This window comes from Methanonatronarchaeum thermophilum, assembly GCF_002153915.1.
GTDB lineage: Archaea > Halobacteriota > Methanonatronarchaeia > Methanonatronarchaeales > Methanonatronarchaeaceae > Methanonatronarchaeum > Methanonatronarchaeum thermophilum.
Genome location: NZ_MRZU01000003.1, coordinates 187,177 through 213,175 on the forward strand (window position 1 = coordinate 187,177; position 25,999 = coordinate 213,175).

The following is a 25,999-nucleotide window of genomic DNA, read 5'->3' on the forward strand; positions in this document are numbered from 1 at the left end:
TATTAAAATTTTACCTAAAGTTTCTAACTAACATTTTTAATTTTTTAATTTAAATATACCGCAAAATATATAAAAAAAATTTTTTAAACTCTTATATAGGGTTTTCTATGGACTTTGGTATTTCAATTCCAATAAGAGAGATAATTAAGTCGGTTATTAGATTGTCAACTAGTTTGGAGCAATTTAGACAGAAAGATTTGGATGAAGTAATTGATAAATCTATTAAGAAATTTAATTATGAAGATGTTTTTGAAGATCTTGAAACTCAATTTATAGGTAAAACAGGGGAAACAACAGATGCAGATGAAATAATTAGATACTTGTACATAGAGACAGAGGCTTCAGACCTTGAAGTTGAAGAAGATTGTAAATCATTTTTTAAAGATAAAGGTAAAAACCCAGATGATGTCGACAAGAAATTCTACGAAATGGAAGAAAGAATAAAACCATTAATAGATATTTTAGAAAAAATCCCTAACTCTACAATTACAAGCCAGGAAATGAAAGACCAATTAGAAGAAACAGACATAGAAAGCAACTATAAAAGAACATTATTCCAGATAACCTGGTCACTAGAAAAAGAGAAAACAGATATAATAGACCTAATAGAATACATACTCGATGTAAAAATAACAAATGAAGAAGGTAACTTAAAAAAGAATACATCACAAATCATTGGAAACCTAGATGAACAGATTTACAAAAACATAAGAGGTAAATTCCCACTAATAAAAAGTTTGATTATATACATGAAACCATCCTCCAGGGAACAAGAACTAGCCAAAGAAAAAGCAAAAATTAAAGAAAAATATCACTCAAAAAGTAAAGAAATAATAAAACAACTTGAAGACTTAAGAGCCTCCATATACAAAATAAACTACCTAATGATAGTGATATTACTAATAAGAACTAAAAAAACCAAAATAATAGAAAAAGAAACAGAAAAAGAAATATTAAACGATATACAACAAAAATTAAATAAAACACAAAAAACTCAATAAAATCTTTACAGTAGCTTGATTACCACTTAGAGGATAATATGCTATTTTTGAAATAAATCTATTTATATTCTTATTTTTAGATGTAATTATAGGTTTTATGTATTCTTGAAAAGAGATTAATTATTTTTATAGGTATACAGAAGCCTAAACAACCCTGTTTTTGATTCTCAGATTCCTTATCCTTAGTAGAAGTCCTCAAATAAACAACAACCGTCATCAAACTCTCTCCTCAACTAACTCCAATTCAACCTTCCTCTTATTACGATCAACATAAATCGCCAACTGATAATCATCAACCAAAGAATCAGGGTCAAGCCCTAACATCAAAGCAACATATCTGGGCAACGGCACCCGTGGATATGTCCTTCCATTAACTTCGACCCGATAAATCTTATACGGATTATTCGGCAACGGAACACGATCCTCACCAACCTTAACCAAAAAAACCAACCCCATCAACAATACATATCATAAAAATTATCATCCAAACCACTCTCCTCTCCATCTCTCTCTTTCTTAGAAAAACAGTTTTCACCATTCAATTCAGTTAAAGAATTATACATATTCTTTAAAGATTCAACTAACTCTCTTTGAGTTTCCTTCAACTCAACAACCTCCCTACGAATATCATTATCCTCTAAACCAAAAACACGTAACTCATTAACAAGTTCTTCAAAATGTTGATCCAAAGAATCCTCAGTCACAGTATCTTGAGAACGCAAAGCCCTCACCAAACCAAGATCCTGAGCTAGGGTACGTAGGCCTTCGGCTTCTGCCTTCCTTCCAGGTAGTGGTGAGTGGTCAAGCCAACCATCCGGTAGGTCTTGAAGTGCTAACCTAACACCATTCTGGGTCTTCGAAAGACGGACCTTATCTTCTCCGTAGTTGAATGCATACTCCCGTTTCTGCGTCCAACCCTCAAAACCAATACCATCTAACCTACCAATCTTTAGCTGGCCATTAGACTCCAAGCGGATTCTCTTCAAAAAAGAAACAAACATACCCTTACACCGCTCCAAAACCTTATTCTCCATTTCCTCGAAAGGGAATATTAGGCCTTCACCAAATTCAACTGTGTTCTGGAGGTCAATTGAAGCCTTATACCTATTATCAGGCAACCTCTTAACCAACGCAGACCTCGTAGTAACCCGAATCTGGTTTTGGCCATATCTGAATAGGTAGTCAGTGCGGTTGTGTGGACTGTCATCGATTTTATGGAAAAACTTCAACCTTGATAGTTTACCTCTATTCTCTTCAAGTTGATTGTGAAGCTGATTCAAGTTAGAGAACTTGATTAGGGGTCCATGTATCTCTAAAAAAGGATTCTCCGCTGTCGGCTGCACCCCCGGTGCAAAACCACCAGTATGAAAGATATGGTGTCTAACAATATTTTGTATTTTACAGGTTTTGTTAGTTTATTGTGGGAAAATAATTTAAAATCTCTGCATATGAGGCATAATTTGGTGTTTTGGTTTTTTATGGATATCTATAAATACTTTTGATTGTTAAATTGGAAGTGGGATGTTTGTGTTTGAGTCTGTTGAATCTATATTTGCTATTGGATTGATTTTAGGTTTGGTTATTATTATCACTCTCCATTTTCGTTTGTATTATAAATGGTTGGTGGTTGAGGAAAAGGTTAAGAAGTTGTCTAGGGATATCCAGGATGGAGATGTAGATAATGAAGAGATTATTCGACGATTAAGAGAGATTGAGGATAAATCAATCCTGTGATAATGTTTCGTGAAAACACTTAGCTTTTTAGTTGAATGATAATTAGTTGTTTCATAACTTTTTTTACGTTTTAATTTTGAAAATCATCGATTGATTATGATTTTTTTCATTGATGTTTTTATAGGCCAGGGTTGGTAAATATTTTATTTTTAAAAGGTAGTTGGTTTGGTGGTTTTATTTTGTTTTGTATATCTTTTTGTTGGTGTTTTTTTGGTTGTTTTTTTGGTTGTTTTTTGGGGTTTTGTGGTTTAGGTGTGGGTTAGAGTCCTAGTTTTTTGTCTATTTTTTGTAGTGCTTTTAGTGAGGTTTCTATGAATTCTTTTTTTTCTAGTCCTATTTTTTTGCAGTTTAGGATTCTGTTTCGGTCTATGTTTTTTGCGAATGATGTGTCGTCAAATTTTTTGAGTATTGATTCGGTTCTTGCTTCTTTTAGTTTTTGGTTGGGCATTACGAGGGCTGTTGCTACTATTAGGCCTGAAACTGCGTCAGCTGCAATTAAGGCGTGGTCAAGATTGTTTTTGGGTTTGGTATCGAGGTGTTGGTGGTTATGTGCTTTTATGGCTTTCAATCCCTTTTGTGGTAGTTTGTCTTCTAGAATTTCTGCTGATCTTTTGGCGTGTTCTTTAGGGTTGTCTTTTGTTTCTTCATAATCTATGTCGTGTAGTAAACCAACGCGCCTCCATAGTTCAATGTCAGCATCTAGTTCTTTGGCTAGTTCTTCCATGATGGCGGAAACCGCATACATATGGTTTCTTAAATTCTCTGTATCAACCCTATCTATCACCATGTTTTCCGCTTCATTTTTCCCAATCATACTACTTATATAATTATTTATAGATGACTATATCTGCTACCCAAAACTCTTTAAGATATATTTTATTTTGATGCAAATATTAGAAATATAGTGGGGCAAATTTTTTTAAAGATATTTAAGCTTTTTAATTTTGATTAAAGCTAATTTAATTAATTTTTATTTGTATTGTATAGTATAATTGAATTTTTATTTTTTATTGCTTCTTATCTTGGTTTTGATATTTTTTAGGACTAAGGCTGTCTTAGATTTTTTGTCTTTGAACAATAGTTCATGGAGAATTTAAGTTATAGGTGTTTAGATATCTATATTTTTATAATCACCATTCTCCTTACTCCATTCTAGAAAATGAGGGATCTCCAACTAATGTATATCCTGTAAATATCTGTGATGAAAAAATGTCCATTATGTATACAGACTTCAAAAAATATTGGCGAATTGAAACGAGTTAGATCCAGTGAATGCCTACTATGCAAATGTGTAGATTTTTGTATAAGACAAATAAAGGAAATCACAGACTACATCAATAGAGAAGATCAAAAGAGAAAAGAATGAATACCTGTATTTTATAAAAAATTGAACTAACTATTCTTAAAAAATATAGATAAAAATGCTTGAATTAACTATAAATTCAATTTAATATTTGATTTATTTATTATAGTAAGGTTTATATCTAAATACTGTTTCTAGTATGTTAATGAATTCGGAAAAGTTAAATAGTGAATTCATAGTAATCCATGTGAGTGATTTTTTAATTGGCTGTTTTTTTGTGAACAACTTTTTTTGTGTTGGAGACTGAGGTGTTAGTTATTTCTAAACCTATTGAGGTTTTCAACACTCTTGATGAAAATCTTGGGAATGGTGCTAGGATTGTTTTACAGCGTGATGCTCTTGGGCAATCGGTGTACGTTGAGTTTGGAAGTAGTTTATCGATGAATAAGTTTGAAGTGGTGAGTTCGATTGTTGAAGATGAAGGTCTTTGTTACAGTCTCTATCCCAGCGATGACCGTATTTTGATGAAAATAGGGGGGATGAAGTGATGGGGGACAATCCTAACGAAAGCTTTGTTTTCATGGGCTATGGATCTATCTGCATTGAGTGTGGAACTGTTTGGAATAACGAAGAGGCCTTTGATTTCTGTCCTTTCTGTGATGCCGTTTTTTCTGATGACAAAATAAATTTCGGTGCTAACCTCAAGTAATTTATAATACTATACTGTATTTAGGGGATTTTTTTTAAATCCCCATCCACTATTTTATGTTTAATATATAGTTATATTCTATTTTTTGGTTTCAGGTTTTTTGAATAGTTTTATTGTTGAGAGGGAATAATGTGAGTGTTAGAAGTTCTTGTTTGTCTTGGGTTTTTATGTATTGAATTGTAATTGAGGTGTCTAAAGATTTCGTCAATGGAGCTTTCGAGGGATATTGGGTTTATTGGGGCGTATACCATTGGTTTGGGTACGATGATTGGTGCGGGTGTGTTTATATTACCTAGTATTGCGGCTGGTGATGCAGGTCCTGCGAGTATTATTTCTTTTTTGGTTGGTGGGTTTGTTTCTTTGTTGGCGGCGTTGTCGCTTTCTGAGATGTCTACTGGGTTGCCTCAGACTGGCGGTAGTTATCATTATATTAATACTGCTCTTGGGAATCTTTTTGGTAGTATTGCTGGCTGGAGTTTGTGGGCTGGTCTTACTTTTGCTTCCGCTTTCTATATGCTTGGTTTTGGCCAGTATTTAGCGTTTTTTTATGGTGATTTGTCGGTTTCTCTGGCTGCTTTATTGATGGCTGGGTTTCTTGTAGTTGTTAATGTCTATGGTGTTCGTGAGGCTGGTTGGCTTCAGAATTTTATTGTTACTATTCTTGTTGGCCTTATTTTAGTTTTCATTGTTTTTGGTTTTCCTCAGATTGATTTAGGTAGGTTGACTCCTTTTAATCCGGAGAGTTGGTCCAATGTTGTTATGACTGTTGGTACGATATATGTGAGTTTTATTGGTTTTGAGGTTATTGCTGATATTGCGGAGGAGGTTAAGAATCCTCAGAGGAATATTCCACTTGCTATGATTGCTGCTGTGATCACTCCAACAATTTTCTATGCTTTGGTTATGTTTATCAGTCTTGGTGTACTGCCGATTGAGGAGCTTGCTGTTTCCGAGATTCCTGTAGCTGATGTTGCAGCTGTCTATATGGGTGGTGTTGGAACTATTGCTATGGTTGTTGGAGCAATTTTTGCTACCGTTTCAAGTGCTAACTCTTCGATACTTGCAGCCAGCCGTATCAATTATGCTATGGGGAGGGACAGGGTTTTAAGTAATTGGTTTAACGAAATCCACAGTAGGTTTAGAACTCCATACCGCTCGATATTGGCTACTGGAGCGATAATCTTCGTTTTGATTTCAATTGGAGCGGGAATAGATACCTTGGCGAAGGTTGCTGGTTTTGCATACTTAGTAACCTACTCCTTGGTGCATATCTCCCTTATCGTCATGCGTAACGTTGAATCCGACCTCTACAACCCATCATTCAAAGCACCCGGATATCCCTACGTCCAGATAGTTGGTTTAGTTGCCGGTTTATTCATACTAGTTCAGATGGGAACTATCGTTTTAACTGTTGGTGTTTTAATAGCTGTTTTCGGTATAGCTTGGTATTTCTTCTATGTTAAAGGACGGACAGATACTGGTGGAGCACTTGGAGATGCAGTCAGGTCTGGAGAAGCTCTTAAAGATGAAGAAAAACACTATAAAGTTCTTGTACCATTAAGCAACCCAGAAACAGAAAAAGAGCTAATGAAGATAGCAGCTCAAAACGCATCAATGCATGAAAAATCAGAAATAATCGCATTAAACGTCATAGTTGTACCACCACAAGCCTCACTCTCCCATTCAGCAGAATTCGAAGAGAAAAAACTCGATAAACAAAGAGAATTACTAGAAGCAGCTAAAAAATCAGCCGAAACAGCAGATGTAAACTTAAGCACAAAAGCAGTGTTAGGTCGAAGCGTAAGCAAAGCCATCACCAACATAATAGAAGAAGAAAACATAGACCACCTCGTACTCGGATGGGAAGGAGACCTAGGAACCAAAGAATACATACTAGGAACCAAAATAGACCCAATAATAGAACAAGCCGAATGCGAAGTCAGCGTCATAAAAACAGGAACAGATAAAAAAACCATAGGAGAAATAGCAGCATTCGTAGGAGAAGGACCCAACACCCCACTCGCAATAAAAAGAGCACACGAACTATCAAAACACAAAGAAGCAGGCCAACTAACACTACTCAACGTACAAATAGAAAACGAAGAAACAACAAAATCAAACAAAACCACCGCTGGAAACAACCTAATACAAAAAATGGCTAAAAAAGCAGGTATAAACAAAAAAGACTACACACCCAAAGTAATTATAACCAACAATAGACACAAAACACTACTAAAACAAGCAGAAAACTACGACACAATCTGCATCGGAGCAGTCAGAAAACAAAGACTAAAAGGAGCACTATTCGGATCACTACAAGAAGAAATCGGAGAAAAAGCAAACTCAACAGTAATAATGGTCAGAGACGCACGAATAACACCAAAAACACTCATAAGAAAACTAAAAAGCCTAATATGGAGATAAAAAAACAACCAAAAAGATCTCTATTAACAAAACCGACATAAAAAATAAATAAAAAACTATAAAATCAAGAATTTAAACAACAAAATCAAACAGATAAAAATATAAGCAATGGTCTAGACCAATTTGACAAACAAAAACACCCTAACTAACTGTATTTACCATTCACATGATAAAAAATCTTTTTTTTATGAATTATTAACTTATTTTTATTATTTATTTTTTAAGAAAGGTTTATAGTAGTTTGTTTAGTTAGTCTTTTTATAGAGGTTTTATAGATGAGTAGTTTGTCTCCTAAGGAACGTATTTTCGGGTTGATTAAAGGTAAAGAAGTTGATAGGCCTGCTATAGGTTCGTTTGCGATGGGTTTTATAGCTCGTCAGGTTTATGATCTCTCGCTTAGGGATTGTTATACCGATTGGCCAAAGTTTCTTAAGTCATATATTAAGGTTCAAGAGATGTATGGTTTTGACTCGCCGCCTTTAGTTGGGCATGCCTCTATGGGTGCTGGTGAGTTTGGCGGTAGGTATAGGTATCCTAGTGAAGGAAGTAATCTCCAGTCTCCAGCTGTGGTTGACCATCCTGTCAAATCTGTAGAAGATGTTTATAGTTTGGAGTTACCGAATCCACGGGAGGCTGGTGAGATCCCAGGTATTTTAGATGGAGTTCGTTATGTCCGTGACAACTATCCACCTGGTTACGATGCAGTTTCAGTAGTTGTTGGCAGTCCATTCACTTGGGCAGGAAACATAGCAGATGTCAATAACTTGATGATGTGGATAATCGACGAGCCTGAAGCTGTTCATGAACTGCAGGAAAAGGTGGTAGATTTCCTGATAGAGTATCTAAAGGTTGTGTTAGAGGTTGGTGGAGAAGTTGTAATGCCTTTTGATGGAGGTCCAACTGAATCCAACGACCTAGTAAGTCCAAGCCAGTTCAAAGAGTTTGTTTTACCACATTGGATCGATTTCAGGGAAAGAGCTCTAGAACTCGGCATACCCGGATTTCTATGCCATCCATGTGGAAACCAAACAAAAAACCTCAAGCACTACAGTGAACTACCCGGCACTCTCGCAATCAACTTCGATTACAGAACACCACTACAAGACGTTGTAGATACCCTGGGAAAACAATCAATGATCGTTGGCAGCATAGAACCAACTAGATTCATAAGTGAAACAGAAGAATGGATTTACAAAAAAAGTCTAGAGCAACTAGAGATAGCCGCACACTCACCCCATGGATACATGATCGGACCAGGATGCGAACTACCCGTAGACACACCACCCCTAAACTTCCATATGATGGGAAAAGCAGTCCACGACTACGCAAAACAAAAATATTAGACAACAAAAAAAACCCCTATCAACAAAACCGACCTAAAAAAACGATAGAGATTACCTAAAAAACCAAACCCACACACACTCTACTTCTATTTTTATTTTATTTTATTTTATTTTATTTTATTTTATTGTTTTTTTGTGGTTTGGGGTTTGTTGTTTTAAGTGGTTGTGTGTATATTATTTGTTTGTATGTTTGGTGGGTTGTTTTTTAGTTTGGAGTTTGTTGAGGGTGTTGTTGGGTTGGTTCCTTTTTGGTTAGGGTTGGTGTTTCTTGTTTTTTCTTATTTGGGTAGTTCTTATGTTGTTTTTTCTGTCAGTTTGGTTAGGTATTTTCGGGGTTTTGGTTTTGGTTTTTGGATTCCTATTTTGTTGGTTGGGTATGGTTTGTTTGGGTCTTTGAAGTTTTTGTTTTTTATTGATCGTCCTGGTGTTTCTGGGGCTGTATGTTTTAGTGATTTGCCTTCGTTTTTAGTTCCTGTTCTTGAGGGGGCTGTTGGTTTTAGTTCAGGGTCGTTTCCTAGTGGTCACGCGGTTGCTGTAGCAATTTTTACTGTTTTAATTGTTTTGGATTCGGGTGTTTTGAATCGGGGTTTGCGGTTGGGGTTGGGTGTTTTGTATATTGTTGGTGTTGGTTTTTCTAGAATTGTTCTTGGGGTTCATTATTTAGGTGACGTTATTGGGGGAGTGGTTATTGGTTTGGTTGTTGGTTTATCGCTTTATTATATTCGTGAGAACTCTCGATATGCGGTTGAATTGATTTCTTTAATTGGTGTTTTAGTGACAGCTCCAACATTGTATTTTGATTTTTATCAGGGTTTATGGCTTTTTTTTGGATTCTTTGCATTCTATACCATACACTCAGTGCGTACTTTGGTTAACGACAGCTATAAAAATACTTTTATTGTGAACCTATTAGAAGGATGACACCCCATCTATACATTTAAAGAGATAGTTCCCAATCTCTATCTGAATATAATTAGTTTTATTGAACATAGGTGTTGAATACTCCTTATCACTATGAAATCAATACCTAAGAAGCCCAGTTGTTATTTTAGGCTATAGATTTTACTGACTCTAACTTTAAAATAAAAAAATTGTATGTAGGGTTTGGTTTTGTAGGGTTGGTTGTTATAGGTTTTTTTGACATCGTTTATGAATAGTTGGATCTGGTTCTATTATTTTGTTTTAAAAACATTTTTGGTGTGGTTATTGAAACCTTCTTGGGAGAATTGAGTTGTTAGAAGGTTTCGCAATACCTATAAACTGGTTTTTTTAGTGATGTTGGTTTATGGTTATGAATTTATGTAATGTATCGTTGATAGTGGCTTTATGTGTAGATTGGATTTATTTTATCTTGTTTTGTCTTCTTTTATCAGGTTTTGAAATTTGGTGATGGCTTTAACTCTGTATATTTATCTCTCTATAACGATGTAAAAGATTGAGGTTCACTTTATTATTAGTGATTATGGGGTTTTTGGTTAGTGTTTGCAGGGTTTTTAGAGTTTTTTTCCGGCTTCGGGTCCTACTGAGTGGTTTATTATTTCTTTGATTGTTATTATTCCAGCGTATTGTGGTGTTGGTAGGTCTATTGGTAGTTGTTTTATTGTTTCTACGATTTGTTCGTATATTTTTCCTTTGTTTTTGAGTTCGGTTTTTCCTTTTATCATGTAGGATTTTTGGTTAGGGTAGTCTACAATTGAAATGGCTGTTTTTCCGTTGTTTTTTATGTTTTTTGCTGTCTGTCCATTGGGGTACATCTCTGCGTAGGCGATTGTTTCTTTATCTATTGTGATTAGAGAGCCTTTTGGAGCGATATGTGGATTTCCATCTTCATCTATTGTTGCGATTTCTGCAGGATTGTTCTCCATAAATTCAATTAGTTTTTCATTTAGTTCGGCCATATTTGGGCACCTAGATTTTTCTTTATATTCATCTACTATTTGTGTGTTCTGTATTTACCGTTGGTTTTGTAGGATAAGCCACGGGCTAAAGTTGTGGGTTTTCAGCGTGGATTCCTGTTCTGGCCGACTGGTAGGTAGGAGAAATGTCTCCGTTCACGTTCAACATCGCGTTGTTTAAGCGCACTTCTATGGGTGCGCCTCCATCGTCTCAAGTTTGGTTCCGAAGGAGATACCGTAATCCATTGTTCTTCCCGGCATTATAGTCAGCATGATATAATTTTTTAGAGTCCTACTTTTTTAGTTTTATTTTTTTAGTTTATTGATTAATTATATGTATTGGTTAGTGACTAATATATTAAGTAAAGGGGGAATAACTGAAAATGAATTTTAATGGTAAACGAGCGTTGGCGTTTGGTATCGTTGTATTGTTGGTTTTCGCTGCTTTTGGAGCTATCGGTGGTTCTGTTTTAGCTGAAAACAATGAAGAAGAGCTTGAGTTAAATCTAGATGTCTTGACAGATAAGATGGATCGGGTTGTTGATGAGCCTATTAATTTCCATGTAACCGCTGATAACGAAACTGTTGATGATGTAACCATTTGGTATAATGATGTAGAGGCGACAACAGATGAACATGGTAATGCGACACTAACGTTTGATGACGCAGGTACTTTCACTGTAACAGCTGAGAAGGAAGGGTATTTGAATGATACAGTTGAGTTGGATGTTTTCACCAACACTACATTGCTTGAACTCGAGATAGAGATAATTACTGATGAAGAAGATTGGGTTGAAGGTGAAGATCTAAAGTTCCATGTAACAGTTGATGACGAAGCCGTTGAAAACGCCACAGTCTGGTTTAACGGTGTAGAGGCAACAACAGATGAACATGGTAATGCGACACTAACGTTTGATGACGCAGGTACTTTCACTGTAACAGCTGAGAAAGGCGATGAAGTAATCGATAACGAGTTGTTTGTGTATGAAGACGCTACAGTTGAGATAGAGATCGAGGAAACACCAGGATTTACAGTATTACTAGCATTGATCGCATTAGTTGGAGCATTAGCAGCAGTACTGTTAATTAAAAACAGAAAACAAAAGGACATAAAGTAAAGTTAAATACTGGCTGGGCGTTATAGCCCAACCATTTAATTTACTTTATACATATATTTTTTAATCTACTTCACTCTGGTTTACTTCTTTTTAGTTTATTTCTTGTTTTTTTATTGTTTTTCATAGTAGTTTATCTGTTTGTTTGGTTTTATTCTGTTCTTAGTGCGATTATTGGGTCTACTTTTATCTGTTTGTTTGGTTTTATTCTGTTCTTAGTGCGATTATTGGGTCTACTTTTGCGGCTCTCCAGGCTGGGTATAGTCCGGAGGCTATTCCGACGGCTATGCCTGTTACTACTGCTATTGTTATCCAGTCGAGTGGGTATACCATTGGCCAGTTCATGAGGTTTGTTCCGAGCCATCCTACTGCTAGGCCTAGGATTACGCCTACTGTGGCTCCGATTATTCCTAGTATTGTTGATTCGATTAGGAATAGTTGTATTATGTCTCTGTTTTTTGCTCCTACTGCTTTCATTATTCCGATTTCTCTTGTTCTTTCTACTACGCTTACTATCATTATGTTTGCGATTCCTATTGCTCCTACTACTAGTGCTATTGCTGCTATTCCTACGACGAATATGGTTATTTGGTCTATTATTTCTACTATTTGTGTTATTAGGTCGTCGAGTGTTTGTACGACTATTTTTTCGTCTTGTCCTTTTAGTTGGTTTGCGTCGGATTGGGTTGTTAGGTATTGTGTTACTGTGTCTTTTACTGTTGGTAGTTCTTCGAGTGAGGTTGCTCCGATCCAGATGAATGGGTATGCTAGGTCGTTTGTTCCTCTTGGGGTGTCAACTGTGATTGTGTAGTGGGGGTCTATTGGGACGTATATTGCTGGTGGGACTCCCATGAAGTCTTCTTCTATTATTCCTGTTATGTTGAGTGTTGTTGTTCCTTTTTCTGTTGTGTATGATATTGTGTCTCCTACTTTGATTTCGCCGAAGTAGTTGAATAGTTGGTTGTTTATTACTGCTTGGTTTGTTTTTTGTTCGAATGGTTGGCCGTCGATGAATTTTTCGTATGTGAACATCTCGGGTGTTGTGGCTTGTACTTGTATGGTTCCTGTCATTTTTTTGTCGCCGTGTGTGGTTTGGTGTGTGGGTATTATTCCCCAGGGTGCTGCGAAGTCGACTCCGGGTATTTCTTTTATCTGGTTTATGTCGTGTTCTGTGTATATTGGGGATGTTCCGTACATTATTCCGAATCCTCCTGGGATTGGAATTTCTGTTTGAACTAGTAGTGTTGGTGCGTCGCTGTATAGTTCGTCGAACTCTCCTGTTACGCTTTGGGAGAATCCTCCTCCTAGAACCATGAATGTGATTACGGCTGCGATTCCTATTATGACTCCTAGTGATGTTAGGGTTGAACGTAGTTTGTGGGAGCCGATTGTTCTGATGCTTATTTTGAGTGATTCGATTGGTCTCATTGGGGTTCACCGTTTTTTGTTTTGATTGACTCGATTTTTCCGTCTATCATGTGTATTGTTTTTTCGGCGTGTTCTGCGATGTCTGGTTCGTGTGTTACGAGTAGAATTGTTCTATTTTCTCTGTGCAGTTGGTTGAATAGGTTCATTATTGATTCGCCTGTTGTTGTGTCTAGGTTTCCTGTTGGTTCGTCGGCTAGTATTAGGGTTGGGTCGTTTACTAGGGCTCGGGCTATTGCTACTCTCTGTCTCTGTCCGCCTGACAGTTGGTTTGGCCTGTGGTCTGCTCTTTCTTGTAGTCCAACTAGTTTTAGTAGTTTTTTTATTTTTTTATCGCTGGGTTTTAGGGGGTTTTTGGTGAATTGTGTGGGTAGTGTGATGTTTTCTGCTGCGGTTAGTCGGGGCATTAGGTTGAATGTTTGAAATACGAATCCTATTTCTTTTCCTCGTATTTTTGACCGGTCTTTCTGTGTGGTTTTGCTTATGTCTCTGTTGTTGATTTTTAGTTTTCCACTGTCTATGGTGTCTAGACATCCAAGGATGTTTAGTAAGGTGGATTTTCCACTTCCACTGGGCCCCATCACTGCTGTGTATGATCCTTTTTGTAGGTCTAGTGATACTCCATCTAATGCGTGCACCGGTTCACCTAAATAGTATGTTTTACGTAGGTCTTTGGCTGTGACTGCTTGCTTTGTCATCTAAATACTCCGGGCTGATTGTTTGGTGGTTTTACTTCGCGTATTTTGTTTTTACTGCCGTCTGTTTGGTGTGTTTTGTTTTTAGAAGCCTCTAACTTATTATATATTGGTTTTAAAAATAGATTGGTTTTCATTTAACAGTTATTGAAGTAAGTCGGTTTTAGATATATAGTTATCTGTTTTAAGGTGTTTACTGGGGTTTTGGATTTACCTCCATATTGTTTCGGTGTTTTTTTGTGAGTTTGGTTTTAGTTTATTTTTTTATGGAGTTTTTGGCCTGATAGTGTTACCATTGGCATTCCTGCGCCTGGGTTTACGCTGCCGCCTACGAAGTATAGGTTTTGGTATTTGGTGCTTTTTTTGGGTGATTTGAATCCTTTGTTTTTCTTTTTGTCTGATACGACTCCGTAGATTGATCCTCTGTTTGATTTGTATAGTTTTTTTATGTTTCTTGGTGTCCAGTGTTCTTCGTATACTATGTGTTTTTGTAGGTCTTTTAGGCCCATTCGTTCTAGTTTGTTGAGTACTTTTTGTTTTAGTTGTTGGTATTGTTGTGGTGTTGGTGGTTTGTCTGTTAGGTGTGGTATGTGTGGTAGTATTTTTAGGTTGTCGTGGCCTTCTGGTGCTACGTTTGGGTCTGTTCTTTTTGGTGCTACTAGGTATATTGTTGGGTCGTCTGGTATTTTGTGTTCTTTGAATACTTTTTGGAAGTGTTCTTTTTGGTTTTTGGAGAAGAAGAAGTTGTGGTGTTGTAGCATTGGGTATTCTTTGTCGACTCCGAGGTGTATTACCAATCCACTGCATGATGCTTCGTATTTGTTGTCGTATTCTGTGGCGAGTTCTTTGTCTTTTGTTAGGTCTCTGTATGTTGGAACTGTCTCCATGTTTGATATGAATAGGTCCGCGGGTATTTCTTCTGAGTTGTCGAGTATGGCGTGTGTTATTTTGTTATTTGTTGTTTTGAGTTTGGTTATCTCTACGTTTTTGTGTACGGGTATGTTGTGTTTGTCTAGTATTTTTTGTATTGCTATGGCTAGGTTGTACATGCCTCCATCGATGTAGTGTAATCCGTATTCGTATTGTATGTGTGGTAGCATGTTTAGAACTGCTGGTGCGTGTAGTGATGATGAGCCTACGTATTTTATGAAGAAGCCCATTATGTTTTGGAGGTATGGGTTGGTGACTCTTTTGTTGATTCCTTCTTGCATTGTGTTTAGGTAGTCGAATTTTCTTAGTGCGTTTATCTTTCCGTAGTGGTCTGTTACTTCTTTCATTGTGTCGAGGCCTTCTTTGAAGTATCCTTTTTCTGCTGTTTCGTATAGTTTTCTGGAGTAATCCATGTATTCTTTGAGTTGTTTTACGTCTTTTGTTGTTATTTCGGGGTTGCTATCCATTTTGTCTATGTTGTCGTGTAGGTCGATTTGTGTTCCGTCTTCGAAAAAACATCTCCATTGTGGGTCGAGTCTTGTTGTCGAGATGTGGTCGTATAGGTTTTCACCTGCTTTTTCGAATAGTTGTTCGAATATGTGGGGCATTGTTAGTATGCTGGGTCCTAAATCGAATTTGTATCCTTCAATGGTTTTTTGATTTAGTTTACCACCTATATGGCTGTTTTTTTCGTATATCTCTACTTCATATCCTTCTGTTGCTAGTGTTATAGCAGCTGACAAGCCTCCAAGGCCTGCGCCTATTACAAGGGCTTTTTCTTTCATTTTTATTTCTCCTTAATATATGGGGGGGATGAGTCTGTATCTCTTTTTTTTCCATTCTCGGTATCTATTGCCTAACGCTTTTTCCATTGTTTTTTCTTCGTAGTCCATACGCCATTTTAATGTTGTTGTTATCAAGAGTGTTGAGATTATAAGGCCTGTTATCTGTCCAAGTATCAGTGGAATGCTTATGACGATTAGGATTAATCCAAGGTATGAAGGATGTCTGGTTTTTTTGTAGGGTCCTGTAGTTACGAGTTTTTGTTTTTTCTTCACTTTCACCGTTCGGTTGAAGTTTTTGCCAAGTGTGTTGAGAGCCCAATATCTGATGGTGAGGCCTACAATGAATATCAAGATCCCTGTGTTTCTTATCAATGGTAATGTTCGACCTGTATTCGTTGTTGTTTGGGTAAGTGTTAGTAATATGGATGTTGTTATCGATACTAGGATTGCTGTTAATATCGAGTTGTATGAGGCTTTGAACTGGAGTGGTTTTTTGTCTTTTTTTGATGGATAAAAAACGAATTCGAGTAGCCAGATTATTGTTAGTAATGTTGCTATGACTGGTTGTGGTGTAGGGGTTAACAATCCATTTAATGTAGGGTCTATCATTTTTCATGTTTTTTTGATTAGGGTTATTAGGTTTCTTATTTTCTTAAGTGGGTTTATGTCTCCATGGAATGTAGTTATCGCGGTTTTCAATGTTTCTTGTTTCTCTTTTGTGTAAGGGAACCAATTTAGTTCTGGTTTTTTGTTTTTGTTTATCATGATCGATTTTGTATTGCTGAATGTTTTGAGGCCTTCTGGCCCGTGATAACATCCATTACCGCTTTGTTTAACTCCACCGAAAGGTAGTTCTGGGTTACCTATGTTCTTTACAGCGTCGTTTATGTATATGTTTCCAGTTTCTATTTTGCTGCATATTTTATTAGCTAGTTTGGTGTTCTGGGTCCACACGCTGGCGTTTAAACCAAATTTGGTGTCGTTTGCATATTCTATCGCTTTCTTAATTCTATTGTAGTCCATTACTGGCATTGTTGGTCCGAATGTTTCTTCCTGCATGATCTTCATGCTGTGGTTTGTATCTGTGAGTATGGTGGGGGTTATATATTGTTTTTCTCTTTCCCCTCCAAACAATATGGTGGCTCCTTTTTCCACGGCTTCTTCTATGTGATTCATGATTATGTCTGCTTGTTCAGGTTTTGTTATTGCGCCTAAATCAGCGTCGGGGCCATGACCTACTTTTAGTTCACTTGTTTTTTCAACAACTTTTTCTAAAAAAACATCCTTCACATCTTTATGTACGTACACTCTTTCTATCGAAACGCAAGTCTGACCGGAATTAGAAAACGCTCCATAAACAGCTGCTGTTGAAGCTCTCTCGATATCAGCATCACTATGAATTATCATTGGGTCTTTGCCACCCAACTCAAGCGTTAATGGTGTAAGGTTCTCACTAGCGTTCTTCATAACCGTCTTACCAACTTCAACACTACCGGTAAAAAAAATCTTATCCGGATTGATCTCAACTAGTTTCTCACCAACCTCTTTACCACCCTGTAACACATGGACAAGGTTTTGATCAATATCTGATTTATCGATAATCTCTTTAATTTTCTCTCCCACAAGCGGAGTTACCTCAGAGGGTTTCAATAAAACAGTATTACCGGCCGTTAAGGCAGTTATCACTGGAATCATCGACAATTGGAACGGATAGTTCCATGGAGATATTACTGAAACAACTCCCATAGGTGTATATTCAACAAACGACTTGGTTTTCCGATAATATATCGGAGAACCTCTTTTCTCTCTAGAAAGAATATCAGGAGCCTCTTCAATATAATATTTAGCTAGGTCTAGAGTGGGAAGTATATCGGCCATCAAAGCCTCACTCTCAACCTTACCGTTGTCTATAGATATAACTCTAGTTATATCATCAACATCATCTAAAATCGTCTTATAAATCTCTCTAATAGACTTAACCCGATCTTCAACCGACGTTTCCCCCCAACTTTGGCAAGCAGTTCTGGCACTGTGGAACGCACGCTCAATCTCTTCAAAACTAGCCTCCTCAACCTCCTTAACCACTTCACCTGTTATAGGTGAACGAACCTTCAACATATATCTCCCTCAAAATAACGATCCAAAAACACACAACAAATCTACGGCACAACACGAAATACATTATATTTTATTTATATAGTATATTGCGTTATTATAGTACATTAAGTTGTTTTAGATCGGGTTTTGTTTTTTTATCTTTGGCCGTATTTGTTTTTTATTAGGTTTGCGGTTATTCTTCCTGATTCGTAGATTGTTGGTAGGCCGCTTCCTGGGTTTGTTCCTCCACCAACCAACCACATTGATTTGTATTCTTCGAATTTGTTTCTTGGTCTTAGTGATAACATTTGTTTGAGGTTGTGTGCTAGATTGAATGTTGCTCCGTATCCTACGTTGTGTTCTTGTTTCCAGTCTTTTGGGGTGATTATTTTTTCGTATTGGATGTGTTCTTCGATATCTTTTAGTTCAGCTCTTTCTTTGAGCAGTTTTATCGTTAGGTCTCGGTATGGTTGTTTTTGTTTATCCCAGTCTATATCTGCTTTTAGATTTGGGATTGGTACAAGTACGTATATTGCTGAATGTCCTTCTGGAGCCATTGATGGGTCTGTTTTAATGGGGTTTGCTAGGTAGAAAGATGGGTCTTTGGGGAGTGTTTTCTGGCTTTCGATTTCCCGGAAGTTTTCTTTGTAGTCCTCGGTGATGAATATGTTGTGGTGTTCGAGGTTTTCGTATTTTTTGTCGATCCCTAGGTAGAGCATGAATGTTGAACAGGAGTATCTTTTTTTGTCGAGTTTTTCGTCTGTGTATTTCTTTCTTTTCTCGTTGGGAAGTAGGTTTTTCATTGACCATGCGAAATCTGAGTTTATTATTACTTCATCGTGCTCAATTTCAGTTCCGTCTTTGAGTTTTATTCCTTTTGCTTGACGTTTATCGGTTAGAATTTGTTCTACTTCAGTTTCTAAGTGTATTTTACCGCCGAGTTCTTCGAAAGCTGTGGCCATTGCTTTTGAGAGGTTGCATAATCCACCTGTTACGTGGTGTATACCCCAGTTGTACTCGATGTAGGGTAGTATGGTGAACATGGATGGGCAGTTAAATGGTGACATACCTAGGTATTTTGATTGAAATGTGAATGCTACTTTAACTCTATCATCGGAGAAATGTTTTTTCAGGTCGTCCCACAAACTGGTGGTGGGTCTAAGGACTGAAATTAGTGAGAGAACTTCTTTTGATAGTAGGGATAGGTGGCTTCCATAGTCCCGTTGAAGCACAGGTAGTACTTTATCCATCTTTTTTTGGTTGTCAGCCATGTATGTGTCGAATCCATCTCGGTCTTCTGAACATAATCCAGCTATCGAATCTTTGAAGTCTGTGAAGTCTTTTTGAGGTTTTAATTTCTGTCCATCTGCAAAAACAAGTTGGTAGTATGGGTCGAGCTCTGTCATCTCGACATAGTCATGTAGGTTTTTATCGCATTCTGAAAAGATTTCTTCTAGTATGAAAGGCATCATGAAGAAGGTTGGTCCTACGTCGAATCTATATCCGTCTTCTTCGATGCAAGAGTTTCTTGAACCGATCTTGTCCATTCTTTCGTAGATATCTACATCAAAACCTTGGTTTGCTAATAACATTCCAGCGGAGAGGCCTCCCGGACCGGCTCCTATAATCCCAATACTCATTTTACAACTCCATTAACAAATTTCATTTATCAAACACTACCTAAATAATTATAGTTTCTTAAACACTACCTAAATAACTATAGTTACCTCTAGAATATTGACCTACTATCAAATAAAAAACAACGTTATTTAACTAACCATATCTCTATTTTTTGTACAACATAATAACCGTTTGTTTGTTCTTTATAGGTTATGTTAGGAAGGATAAGTAGAAAGCTGGTATTACAATCAACAGGAACAATGTTTTACTTTCCCTATAGACTGTTTCGCCATCTAAACCACTAAATGGAATCATGTTGAATAATGCAAGCCATGCATTTATGTACTGTCCGTAAGAACCAACCAACCCTGGTATGAATAAAAAAATTGTTGCTAAACCTAGATTGGTTATAGGTCCTGCTGAACTGATCAACAGTTGTTGTTTAGGTGTACGTGTTCCCCGGGTGTAGACTGCTCCGGGAGCTGCAAAAATAAATCCAAAAAACGAGAGTAGAAATGCGAAAACTAGAAACCTAAAATCTGCTTTGAAAAAGGCATCCAAACCAAATTTCAATGCAAATAGTTTATGTGCAAGTTCATGAACCACGAAACCTAACCCAGCTGTGAATAAAGCGATTAAAACCGAGTTTATGTTTAAGCCGCCAAGTAGGTTGGCGAAAGCTAAACTTAAAACTACCCATGCAGCTATTAAATCCCAAAACTCCCCATAAAATGGAACTCCAAGTCTACTCCCAAGTCCAAGTAGGTTGTTTCCCGACAAACTGAATCAACAAATGAAAACTGTCTAAAGAAATTGTATTTTTTATCAGTTAGGTGTTTCTTATATTGGGTGAAACGTTTTTTTGTCTTAAATTGAAATTAAGGTAAACATATTTTTAGGTTATTTCGGCTATTTCAGTTGTTTGGATTCTTGTTCGTTTCTTGATTTTTTGTTTGTCGATGTTTGGTTTTGTTATTGCTATTACTGCTGAAGATGGGCCTGCTGATCGGTTTAGGTCTATATTTGTTTTTTTCCATTTTATTCGGTGTTTTTTGTCTTTGAGTTGGTTTGTGAGTTCTTTTTTTATTCCTTGATGGCCTATTGGGTATATTTTTTTTATCGATTTGTTTCTTTGTAGTAGTTTGATGTCTTCAAGTTGTGGTAGGTCTGTGTTTAGTATGTTTTCTCCAACAACTGGATTTCCTATGCAGTATATTTTGTCTCCCGCCTTAATCTGGGTTTTTCGGGTTTTTTGTTTTTCTTTGTCTATGACTCCGATTGCTGTTATTGATACTCCTGTCTGGCATGTTTTTATGTTTTCTTCGCTGTGTCCGATGACTATGTTTTTGATTCCAATTTTTTTGCATTCGGTTCTCACGCCCTTGATTATTTGGTTTCCTGTTTCTTCCATTTCGTTGGAGAAGTTTAGCATTATTGTTGTTGGTTCGCCGTGTATTGACAGCATTTTGATTAATGCGGTTCTGGCTATTATGCTGCCAACTACATCTCCATTAACTGAAACATTGTCATGTTCTTTAGGGCCGATTCCTCCCGATGATGAGTTTGCGATCACTATGCTTATGTTGAATGAATCTAGGTTTATAAAGTGGACGTCTCGGGTGTTTTCGTGGCTTACTTGGATCTCTTCTTTTGAGAGATCTCTGATGTTTGTGAGTTTATCGATGTCACCAATTATGTTGAAGTAGATGGTTAGTGCTTGTCTTATAACTTCAGATCTAGATAGACCGAACTCACTTGATACGCTATCTATCTGTTTGTCCATCTCACTTGGTATCCTGAAATTGATTTGTTTGATATCTATCACCAGTTAATGGTCAGGTGTTTTTTTCCCTACCAACACACCTATCTCGTTGTGTATTTTAACCAGGTTGGTAACTGAATAACCTGCTTGTGTGAATGCGAGCACAAGCTCTCCAACATATGCTGGGTCGTCTACTTCGGGTTTATGGAATGGATTTTCCATATCAGGTTTTTTAAAGAACATTAGGTCTCCTAAAACTATTTTTTGAGCTCCAAGTTCACTAAACCCATTTATAGTATTTTTTTTCTCTTCATCTGTTAGGTGGTGTAAAGCAAAGTTTGAAACAATTATGTCCACCGAATCAACATCTGGCTTATTGAAACTTCCAACACCGAACTCAACGTTATCAACACCTTGTTCACTTGCTTTTTCTTTAGCTTTCTCCAACATCCCTTCACTGATGTCTCGACCGTAAACATACTTGGCTTTTTTAGCTAGCTTTAGAGCTACCGCTCCAGTTCCAGTTCCTATATCTAAAACCATGTCACTACTATCTGGGTCGGCACAACCTACAACTACATTAAGACATTCAAGATACTCAGGTCTCGGGTCTTCATCATATTCATCGGCGATTTCGTTGAACCTTACTGCATGCTCCTTTGTTTTATCATCCATAAAAAAAACCTCAATAACTACCTTAAAATAATGTTTTTATAGACTAAAAGATGGTTCGATTTTTTAAGGGAAGATACAAAATGGATGCTATGTATATATTGATTTATGAGTTTGTTAGCAACCTATTACGTTGAAAGTGAGATGTCTTTAGTAGAGGCAGGTAGGGAGATTGCCTTAGAAGAATCGGTTGGAACTTGGACCCAAGTACATACATCAACCGACTGGATAGAAAAAGAACTTAAAGCCACCGTAGACTCCGTCGATAAAGACAACAACATCGTTGTCGTTGATTATCCCGACAAATTATTTGAATATGATAATATTCCCCAGATACTTAGTATCGTAGCCGGTAACCTATTCGGATTATCTGAACTAAAAAACGTAAGACTCGAAAACCTAAAGTTTCCAGAAAAAGCAGTCAAAATGTATTCTGGCCCAAAACATAACATAAAAGACCTTAAAGAATTCGTTGACGCGGAAAACCGGCCTTTAGTTGGAACAATCGTAAAACCTAAAGTCGGTCTCTCACCCAAAGAAACCTCCAAAGTTGCATATGAAGCAGCAATCGGCGGTGTAGACCTAATTAAAGATGACGAAACCCTCACAAACCAAGATTTCTGTGGCTATATCGATCGAGTCGTCAATGTAATGGAGATGCTGGATAAAGCAAAAGAAGAAGGGCATGGAAACACATTCTACGCAGTAAACATAACCTCCAGCTGCAATGAAATAGTTGACAGAGCAGTTAATGCAGTTGAACACGGCGCCAACATGGTTATGGTTGACGTTATAACAACCGGATACTCAGCATTAAAAATGATATCTAACGCAGTCGACGTACCCGTCCACGTACACAGAACAATGCATGCAGCAATGACAAGAAACCCCAAACACGGAATATCTATGTTACCCATCTCAAAATTAGTACGACTCTGCGGAGGAACACAACTACACACAGGTAGTTACCATGGAAAAATGCATGGAAACACCAAAGAAATCGATGCATGTAAACAAGCATTAACAACCGAATGGCATGGACTAAAAAACGTATTACCCGTAGCATCCGGAGGAATACACCCCGGATTAGTCGCCAACAACCTAGATGGATATGGAGAAAACTGCATAGTACAAGCAGGCGGTGGAATACACGGACATCCAGACGGAACACAAGCAGGAGCCAAAGCAATGAAACAAGCAATAGACGCCTGGACAAAAAAAATACCCACAAAACAATACGCAGAAACACACAAAGAACTGAAAACAGCACTAAACCACTGGGAAAAGTCAACTACCCCTCCCTAACTCACTTCGTTCGGGAGGAAAGGGTCTTCTTAACTAAAAAGATAACAAAACAAAACAAGACAACAAAAAACTTAACACTATAAACTTCCTGTGTATCTCTATATCTCTAAGGCGTAGACCTATCTCTAGTTAGAAAAGGATGTCACAGGTATAGATCCATGCCATAAAAAACAAGTATTGATTATTTTTTTTATTTAGGGAATCTGGTTTTGGGTTTTTTGGTTTTATTCTATTTTTGTTTGTAGTGTTTTTGTGTTTTGTTTTGGTACTGGGTATTTTTCGTTGAGACATCCTAGGCAGAGTTTGTTTTTGTTTATGTTCATTGCGTCGAGCATTTCGTTTATTTTGATGTATTTTAGGCTGTCTGCTCCTATTTTTTGTTTTATTTCTTTGGTTGTTGCGTTGTGTGCTATTAGTTTGTTTTTGTCTGCCATGTCGATTCCAAGGTGGCATGTTGATATTATTTTTGGTGCTCCGACTCTTAGGTGTACCTTTTTTGCTCCGGCTTTTTTGAGTATTTTTATTATCCTTTTTGATGTTGTGCCTCTTACTATGCTGTCGTCGACTAGTACTATTTCTTTGTTTTTGACGTTTGATTTTACTGCGTTTAGTTTTAGTCTTACTGCGTCTTCTCTCATTCCTTGGTTTGGCATTATGAATGTTCGGCCGACGTATCTGTTTTTCATTAGGCTTTCGGCGTATTCGAGGTTTGAGGTTTCTGCGTAGCCTATGGCGAATGTTATTCCTGAGTCTGGTACTGGTGATACTAGGTCTGCGTTTGGTACGGGGTATTTTTCTCCTAGTTTTCGGCCTATTTGTAGTCTGCATTCGTAGTTTGATTTGCCGTCCATTATGGAGTCTGGTCTGGCGAAATATACGTGTTCGAAGAAGCAGTGGGCGTTTTGTTTTTTGGTTAGTTGGTGTGATTTGAGTTTTTTGTTTTGGATTGTTATGATTTCTCCTGGGTTTACGTCTCTTGTTAGTTCGGCGCCTATTGTGTCTATTGCAGCGCTTTCGGATGCTATGATGTATCCGTTTTTGTGTTTTCCTATGCAGAGTGGTTTTATTCCGTGTGGGTCTCTGACGGCTATTATTTTGTCTTTGATTAGTATTGTTAGGGCGTATGATCCTTTTAGTTTTTTCATTGATCGTTTTAGTGCGTTGGTTATGTCATCGGTTTTTATTAGGTGTTTGGAGATTAGGTGTGCTATTATTTCTGTGTCGTTTCCTGTTGAGAATACGTGTCCGTCTTCTTCTAGTTGTCGTCTTATTTCCATTGAGTTTGTTATGTGTCCGTTGTGGGCTATTGCGAGTCTTCCTTTTTGGTGTGTTACCATTAGGGGTTGGCTGCTTTCAAGGTTGGTGTCTCCGGATGTTGTGTATCTTACGTGGCCTATTCCTTGTTTTCCGTTTAGTTGGTTTATGTCTTCTTCGGTGAATACTTCTGGGACTAGTCCCATTCCTCTCCGTAGTTTCATTCCGTTGTTGTATGTTGCTATTCCTGCTGATTCCTGTCCTCTGTGTTGTAGGGAGTAGAGTGCGTAGTATATTTTTAGTGGTAGGTTTTCTGTGGATGTTATTCCGACGACGCCGCATTCATCGTGCATTTTTAGACCATCTTGTTATTTATATTCTCCATTTTTTTTGTTTTGCCAGTTGTAGCTTCGTATTTTTTTGGATTTTCCGAAGCCACATGAGGCACATACTTTCTGTCTTACGTGGTAGGATTTGCTTCCGCATCTTCTGCATTTTACGTGAAGTTTTTTTTGTCTACCACCGAATGATGGTGTTCCTTTTCCCATTTTCAACCTCCTTTAGGGTGATATATACACAACATTATCTCCACGTACTATTAGTGTATCGTGTTGTTGTGATTCTTCGTTACTTAATTCCTCGGCATCTTTTAAAACAACGTTCATGTGAACATCGTATCCTTGAAGCGTACCACGGAACTCTCTGTTTCTTTTCAAGCGGATTATTACTGGTGATCCAATCGATTCGTTTAAAATATCAAGTGGTCTGTTGTCACTCAAAACATTATCCTCCATGTTTAATTAGAATTCGAAAGTGTTTTTAGAATATTTCGAATATGTTAGTTTCTAATCTCCAGTCCACTTATAAATTTCCCAATAAAACTCATTCAACACATAAAATACATCATTAATAATTATAGATTGGTGTTTAGAAAAAACAACCAAAAACCCAGAAAAAACAAAACAAAATCACTATCCAACCCAAAACCACAGCATCATTCCCACCCTATAATAGATTTTAATAACATCTGGGTCTTAGTTTTGTTAGGTATTTTTCATGGAGATCAGGTTTCTAGGAACCGGTGGCGGCCGTTTTACAACAATGTTTCAAAAGAGGTTCACCGGTGGATTTAGAATAGATGGTTTTGACAACTACATACATCTGGATCCAGGGCCTGGAGCGCTTCTCCTTTCAAACCAATTAGGTTTATCTCCAATAGTTCTAAATGCCATCGTTTTATCACACGCACATCCAGATCACTACACAGATGTTGAACCCTTAATAGAAGCCATGACAAAAGCTGGAACTCGTGACAGAGGTGTGTTATTGAGCAGTAAGAGTGGTGTTGAAACAATCGATGGCTACGGTCCTGTAATCTCTAAATACCACCGAGATATGGCTGGAGATGTTAAGGTATTGGATAATGACCTGGTTTTTGAACTAAAAAACAAAGTAAAAATCAAATCCTTCAAGGTCCATCATTCCGACCCATCTAGCTGTGGAGTCAGGGTTGAAACACCAAACGGCGATATCGGCTACACCGGCGATACAACCTACTTCGATAAACTACCAAATAAACTAAAAGGAGTGCGGGTTTTAATCATGAACGTAACCCGACCCCTAAACTCAGATATAAACTACCACCTTTCAACAAATGAAGCAATAAAACTAATCTCCAAGGTACAGCCAGAGATAGCTATAATGACTCATTTCGGATACAACATGCTAGAATCAGGTGTTGAAGAACAAGCATGTATTGTTCAAGGCGAAACCGATGTAGATACAATTGCAGCCGAAGACTTCATGAAGGTAGTTGTTGAAAAAGAAATAAAAACAACCAAAAGACAAAGTAAGTTAATCGATTTTAAAGCCATCTAATAAAAACGACCTAAAAACTGTTAAAAACTAAATTATTCATATCAATATTAAT

General features: G+C 37.2%; 25 protein-coding genes and 1 pseudogene. 9 read left to right on the forward strand and 17 right to left on the reverse strand.

Features of this window, described 5'->3' with window-relative positions:
* The first annotated feature begins 107 nt into the window (after positions 1-107).
* A complete protein-coding gene (locus AMET1_RS02125; RefSeq protein ID WP_143406805.1) occupies positions 108-1,001 on the forward strand; it encodes a hypothetical protein in 894 nt (297 codons plus the stop codon).
* 216 nt (positions 1,002-1,217) lie between these two features.
* Here AMET1_RS02125 and AMET1_RS02130 read toward each other — a convergent pair whose 3' ends face one another.
* The 3 genes from AMET1_RS02130 to AMET1_RS02145 all read right to left on the reverse strand — a co-directional run bounded on the left by AMET1_RS02130 (position 1,218) and on the right by AMET1_RS02145 (position 3,549).
* Positions 1,218-1,442: a hypothetical protein gene (locus AMET1_RS02130; RefSeq protein ID WP_143406806.1), complete on the reverse strand. Its 225-nt coding sequence runs from the start codon at positions 1,440-1,442 to the stop codon at positions 1,218-1,220.
* A gap of 14 nt (positions 1,443-1,456) precedes the next feature.
* On the reverse strand, positions 1,457-2,344 hold the full coding sequence (locus AMET1_RS02135) for a hypothetical protein (RefSeq protein ID WP_086636838.1): 888 nt from the start codon (positions 2,342-2,344) through the stop codon (positions 1,457-1,459).
* A 650-nt stretch (positions 2,345-2,994) separates the two neighbouring features.
* Complete coding sequence (locus AMET1_RS02145) at positions 2,995-3,549, reverse strand: HDIG domain-containing metalloprotein (protein WP_086636840.1); 555 nt, start codon at positions 3,547-3,549, stop codon at positions 2,995-2,997.
* Between the two features lie 785 nt (positions 3,550-4,334).
* Between AMET1_RS02145 and AMET1_RS02150 the strand changes: the two genes are divergently transcribed.
* From AMET1_RS02150 to AMET1_RS02165, 5 genes are all read left to right on the forward strand, one after another.
* Positions 4,335-4,586 carry a hypothetical protein gene (locus AMET1_RS02150; protein WP_143406808.1) on the forward strand — a complete coding sequence of 84 codons (252 nt, stop codon included), beginning with the start codon at positions 4,335-4,337 and terminating at the stop codon, positions 4,584-4,586.
* Entirely contained in the window at positions 4,583-4,747 is a 165-nt protein-coding gene (locus AMET1_RS07860; RefSeq protein ID WP_161490722.1) for a hypothetical protein, read from the forward strand. The genes AMET1_RS02150 and AMET1_RS07860 overlap by 4 nt, the downstream gene beginning before the upstream one ends.
* Before the next feature lie 207 nt (positions 4,748-4,954).
* Positions 4,955-7,171 (forward strand): amino acid permease, encoded by a 2,217-nt coding sequence (locus AMET1_RS02155; protein WP_086636842.1) that lies wholly within the window; start codon positions 4,955-4,957, stop codon positions 7,169-7,171.
* 275 nt (positions 7,172-7,446) lie between these two features.
* Positions 7,447-8,514, forward strand: a complete 1,068-nt coding sequence (locus AMET1_RS02160; RefSeq protein WP_086636843.1) for a uroporphyrinogen decarboxylase family protein — start codon at positions 7,447-7,449, stop codon at positions 8,512-8,514.
* 210 nt (positions 8,515-8,724) lie between these two features.
* Complete coding sequence (locus tag AMET1_RS02165) at positions 8,725-9,435, forward strand: phosphatase PAP2 family protein (protein ID WP_161490723.1); 711 nt, start codon at positions 8,725-8,727, stop codon at positions 9,433-9,435.
* A gap of 572 nt (positions 9,436-10,007) precedes the next feature.
* Here the strand turns inward: AMET1_RS02165 and AMET1_RS02170 are convergent.
* Entirely contained in the window at positions 10,008-10,412 is a 405-nt protein-coding gene (locus AMET1_RS02170; RefSeq protein ID WP_086636845.1) for a pyridoxamine 5'-phosphate oxidase family protein, read from the reverse strand.
* Positions 10,413-10,497: 85 nt separating this feature from the next.
* A pseudogene (locus AMET1_RS08120) lies at positions 10,498-10,683 on the reverse strand (RNA-guided endonuclease TnpB family protein); the annotation flags it as partial.
* Positions 10,684-10,792: 109 nt separating this feature from the next.
* Here AMET1_RS08120 and AMET1_RS02180 point away from each other — a divergent pair.
* The gene (locus tag AMET1_RS02180; protein WP_086636846.1) at positions 10,793-11,527 is read left to right on the forward strand and encodes a hypothetical protein; all 735 of its coding nucleotides are present in this window, start codon (positions 10,793-10,795) and stop codon (positions 11,525-11,527) included.
* A 201-nt stretch (positions 11,528-11,728) separates the two neighbouring features.
* Here AMET1_RS02180 and AMET1_RS02185 read toward each other — a convergent pair whose 3' ends face one another.
* The 9 genes from AMET1_RS02185 to AMET1_RS02225 all read right to left on the reverse strand — a co-directional run bounded on the left by AMET1_RS02185 (position 11,729) and on the right by AMET1_RS02225 (position 21,513).
* Positions 11,729-12,952 (reverse strand): ABC transporter permease, encoded by a 1,224-nt coding sequence (locus AMET1_RS02185; RefSeq protein WP_086636847.1) that lies wholly within the window; start codon positions 12,950-12,952, stop codon positions 11,729-11,731.
* On the reverse strand, positions 12,949-13,647 hold the full coding sequence (locus tag AMET1_RS02190; RefSeq protein ID WP_086636848.1) for an ABC transporter ATP-binding protein: 699 nt from the start codon (positions 13,645-13,647) through the stop codon (positions 12,949-12,951). Before AMET1_RS02190 ends, AMET1_RS02185 begins: the two co-directional genes overlap by 4 nt.
* A gap of 248 nt (positions 13,648-13,895) precedes the next feature.
* Positions 13,896-15,359, reverse strand: a complete 1,464-nt coding sequence (locus tag AMET1_RS02195; RefSeq protein ID WP_086636849.1) for a phytoene desaturase family protein — start codon at positions 15,357-15,359, stop codon at positions 13,896-13,898.
* A gap of 12 nt (positions 15,360-15,371) precedes the next feature.
* Positions 15,372-15,968, reverse strand: coding sequence for a methyltransferase family protein (locus AMET1_RS02200; protein ID WP_086636850.1), 597 nt, complete (start codon positions 15,966-15,968; stop codon positions 15,372-15,374).
* 3 nt (positions 15,969-15,971) lie between these two features.
* On the reverse strand, positions 15,972-17,474 hold the full coding sequence (locus tag AMET1_RS02205) for an aldehyde dehydrogenase family protein (RefSeq protein WP_161490724.1): 1,503 nt from the start codon (positions 17,472-17,474) through the stop codon (positions 15,972-15,974).
* A 137-nt stretch (positions 17,475-17,611) separates the two neighbouring features.
* Positions 17,612-19,096 carry a phytoene desaturase family protein gene (locus AMET1_RS02210; RefSeq protein WP_086636852.1) on the reverse strand — a complete coding sequence of 495 codons (1,485 nt, stop codon included), beginning with the start codon at positions 19,094-19,096 and terminating at the stop codon, positions 17,612-17,614.
* Positions 19,097-19,286: 190 nt separating this feature from the next.
* Positions 19,287-19,856 carry a hypothetical protein gene (locus AMET1_RS02215; RefSeq protein ID WP_201721241.1) on the reverse strand — a complete coding sequence of 190 codons (570 nt, stop codon included), beginning with the start codon at positions 19,854-19,856 and terminating at the stop codon, positions 19,287-19,289.
* A gap of 115 nt (positions 19,857-19,971) precedes the next feature.
* On the reverse strand, positions 19,972-20,901 hold the full coding sequence (locus AMET1_RS02220) for a ribbon-helix-helix protein, CopG family (protein ID WP_086636853.1): 930 nt from the start codon (positions 20,899-20,901) through the stop codon (positions 19,972-19,974).
* Between the two features lie 3 nt (positions 20,902-20,904).
* Positions 20,905-21,513, reverse strand: coding sequence for a class I SAM-dependent methyltransferase (locus AMET1_RS02225; RefSeq protein ID WP_086636854.1), 609 nt, complete (start codon positions 21,511-21,513; stop codon positions 20,905-20,907).
* Between the two features lie 105 nt (positions 21,514-21,618).
* Between AMET1_RS02225 and AMET1_RS02230 the strand changes: the two genes are divergently transcribed.
* Positions 21,619-22,815 (forward strand): RuBisCO large subunit C-terminal-like domain-containing protein, encoded by a 1,197-nt coding sequence (locus AMET1_RS02230; RefSeq protein ID WP_086636855.1) that lies wholly within the window; start codon positions 21,619-21,621, stop codon positions 22,813-22,815.
* 224 nt (positions 22,816-23,039) lie between these two features.
* On the opposite strand, the gene purF is transcribed toward AMET1_RS02230, so the two are convergent.
* Genes purF through AMET1_RS02245 form a run of 3 tightly spaced genes read right to left on the reverse strand, consistent with a single transcriptional unit; the run spans position 23,040 to position 24,863 of the window.
* Complete coding sequence (gene purF, locus AMET1_RS02235; RefSeq protein WP_086636856.1) at positions 23,040-24,422, reverse strand: amidophosphoribosyltransferase; 1,383 nt, start codon at positions 24,420-24,422, stop codon at positions 23,040-23,042.
* Between the two features lie 15 nt (positions 24,423-24,437).
* The gene (locus tag AMET1_RS02240; protein ID WP_086636857.1) at positions 24,438-24,617 is read right to left on the reverse strand and encodes a 50S ribosomal protein L37e; all 180 of its coding nucleotides are present in this window, start codon (positions 24,615-24,617) and stop codon (positions 24,438-24,440) included.
* 12 nt (positions 24,618-24,629) lie between these two features.
* Complete coding sequence (locus AMET1_RS02245) at positions 24,630-24,863, reverse strand: LSM domain-containing protein (RefSeq protein ID WP_086636858.1); 234 nt, start codon at positions 24,861-24,863, stop codon at positions 24,630-24,632.
* A gap of 262 nt (positions 24,864-25,125) precedes the next feature.
* Between AMET1_RS02245 and AMET1_RS02250 the strand changes: the two genes are divergently transcribed.
* On the forward strand, positions 25,126-25,947 hold the full coding sequence (locus AMET1_RS02250; RefSeq protein WP_086636859.1) for an MBL fold metallo-hydrolase: 822 nt from the start codon (positions 25,126-25,128) through the stop codon (positions 25,945-25,947).
* Positions 25,948-25,999: the final 52 nt, after the last annotated feature.

What these genes read in the sequence shown, in the direction of transcription:
- AMET1_RS02125 (WP_143406805.1), top strand. Translation starts at nt 108, where the DNA reads ATGGACTTTGGTATTTCAATTCCAATAAGAGAGATAATTAAGTCGGTT.
- AMET1_RS02145 (WP_086636840.1), bottom strand. Translation starts at nt 3,549, where the DNA reads ATGATTGGGAAAAATGAAGCGGAAAACATGGTGATAGATAGGGTTGAT.
- AMET1_RS02155 (WP_086636842.1), top strand. Translation starts at nt 4,955, where the DNA reads ATGGAGCTTTCGAGGGATATTGGGTTTATTGGGGCGTATACCATTGGT.
- AMET1_RS02160 (WP_086636843.1), top strand. Translation starts at nt 7,447, where the DNA reads ATGAGTAGTTTGTCTCCTAAGGAACGTATTTTCGGGTTGATTAAAGGT.
- AMET1_RS02170 (WP_086636845.1), bottom strand. Translation starts at nt 10,412, where the DNA reads ATGGCCGAACTAAATGAAAAACTAATTGAATTTATGGAGAACAATCCT.
- AMET1_RS02180 (WP_086636846.1), top strand. Translation starts at nt 10,793, where the DNA reads ATGAATTTTAATGGTAAACGAGCGTTGGCGTTTGGTATCGTTGTATTG.
- AMET1_RS02185 (WP_086636847.1), bottom strand. Translation starts at nt 12,952, where the DNA reads ATGAGACCAATCGAATCACTCAAAATAAGCATCAGAACAATCGGCTCC.
- AMET1_RS02190 (WP_086636848.1), bottom strand. Translation starts at nt 13,647, where the DNA reads ATGACAAAGCAAGCAGTCACAGCCAAAGACCTACGTAAAACATACTAT.
- AMET1_RS02195 (WP_086636849.1), bottom strand. Translation starts at nt 15,359, where the DNA reads ATGAAAGAAAAAGCCCTTGTAATAGGCGCAGGCCTTGGAGGCTTGTCA.
- AMET1_RS02200 (WP_086636850.1), bottom strand. Translation starts at nt 15,968, where the DNA reads ATGATAGACCCTACATTAAATGGATTGTTAACCCCTACACCACAACCA.
- AMET1_RS02210 (WP_086636852.1), bottom strand. Translation starts at nt 19,096, where the DNA reads ATGAGTATTGGGATTATAGGAGCCGGTCCGGGAGGCCTCTCCGCTGGA.
- AMET1_RS02225 (WP_086636854.1), bottom strand. Translation starts at nt 21,513, where the DNA reads ATGGATGATAAAACAAAGGAGCATGCAGTAAGGTTCAACGAAATCGCC.
- AMET1_RS02230 (WP_086636855.1), top strand. Translation starts at nt 21,619, where the DNA reads ATGAGTTTGTTAGCAACCTATTACGTTGAAAGTGAGATGTCTTTAGTA.
- purF (WP_086636856.1), bottom strand. Translation starts at nt 24,422, where the DNA reads ATGCACGATGAATGCGGCGTCGTCGGAATAACATCCACAGAAAACCTA.
- AMET1_RS02240 (WP_086636857.1), bottom strand. Translation starts at nt 24,617, where the DNA reads ATGGGAAAAGGAACACCATCATTCGGTGGTAGACAAAAAAAACTTCAC.
- AMET1_RS02245 (WP_086636858.1), bottom strand. Translation starts at nt 24,863, where the DNA reads ATGGAGGATAATGTTTTGAGTGACAACAGACCACTTGATATTTTAAAC.
- AMET1_RS02250 (WP_086636859.1), top strand. Translation starts at nt 25,126, where the DNA reads ATGGAGATCAGGTTTCTAGGAACCGGTGGCGGCCGTTTTACAACAATG.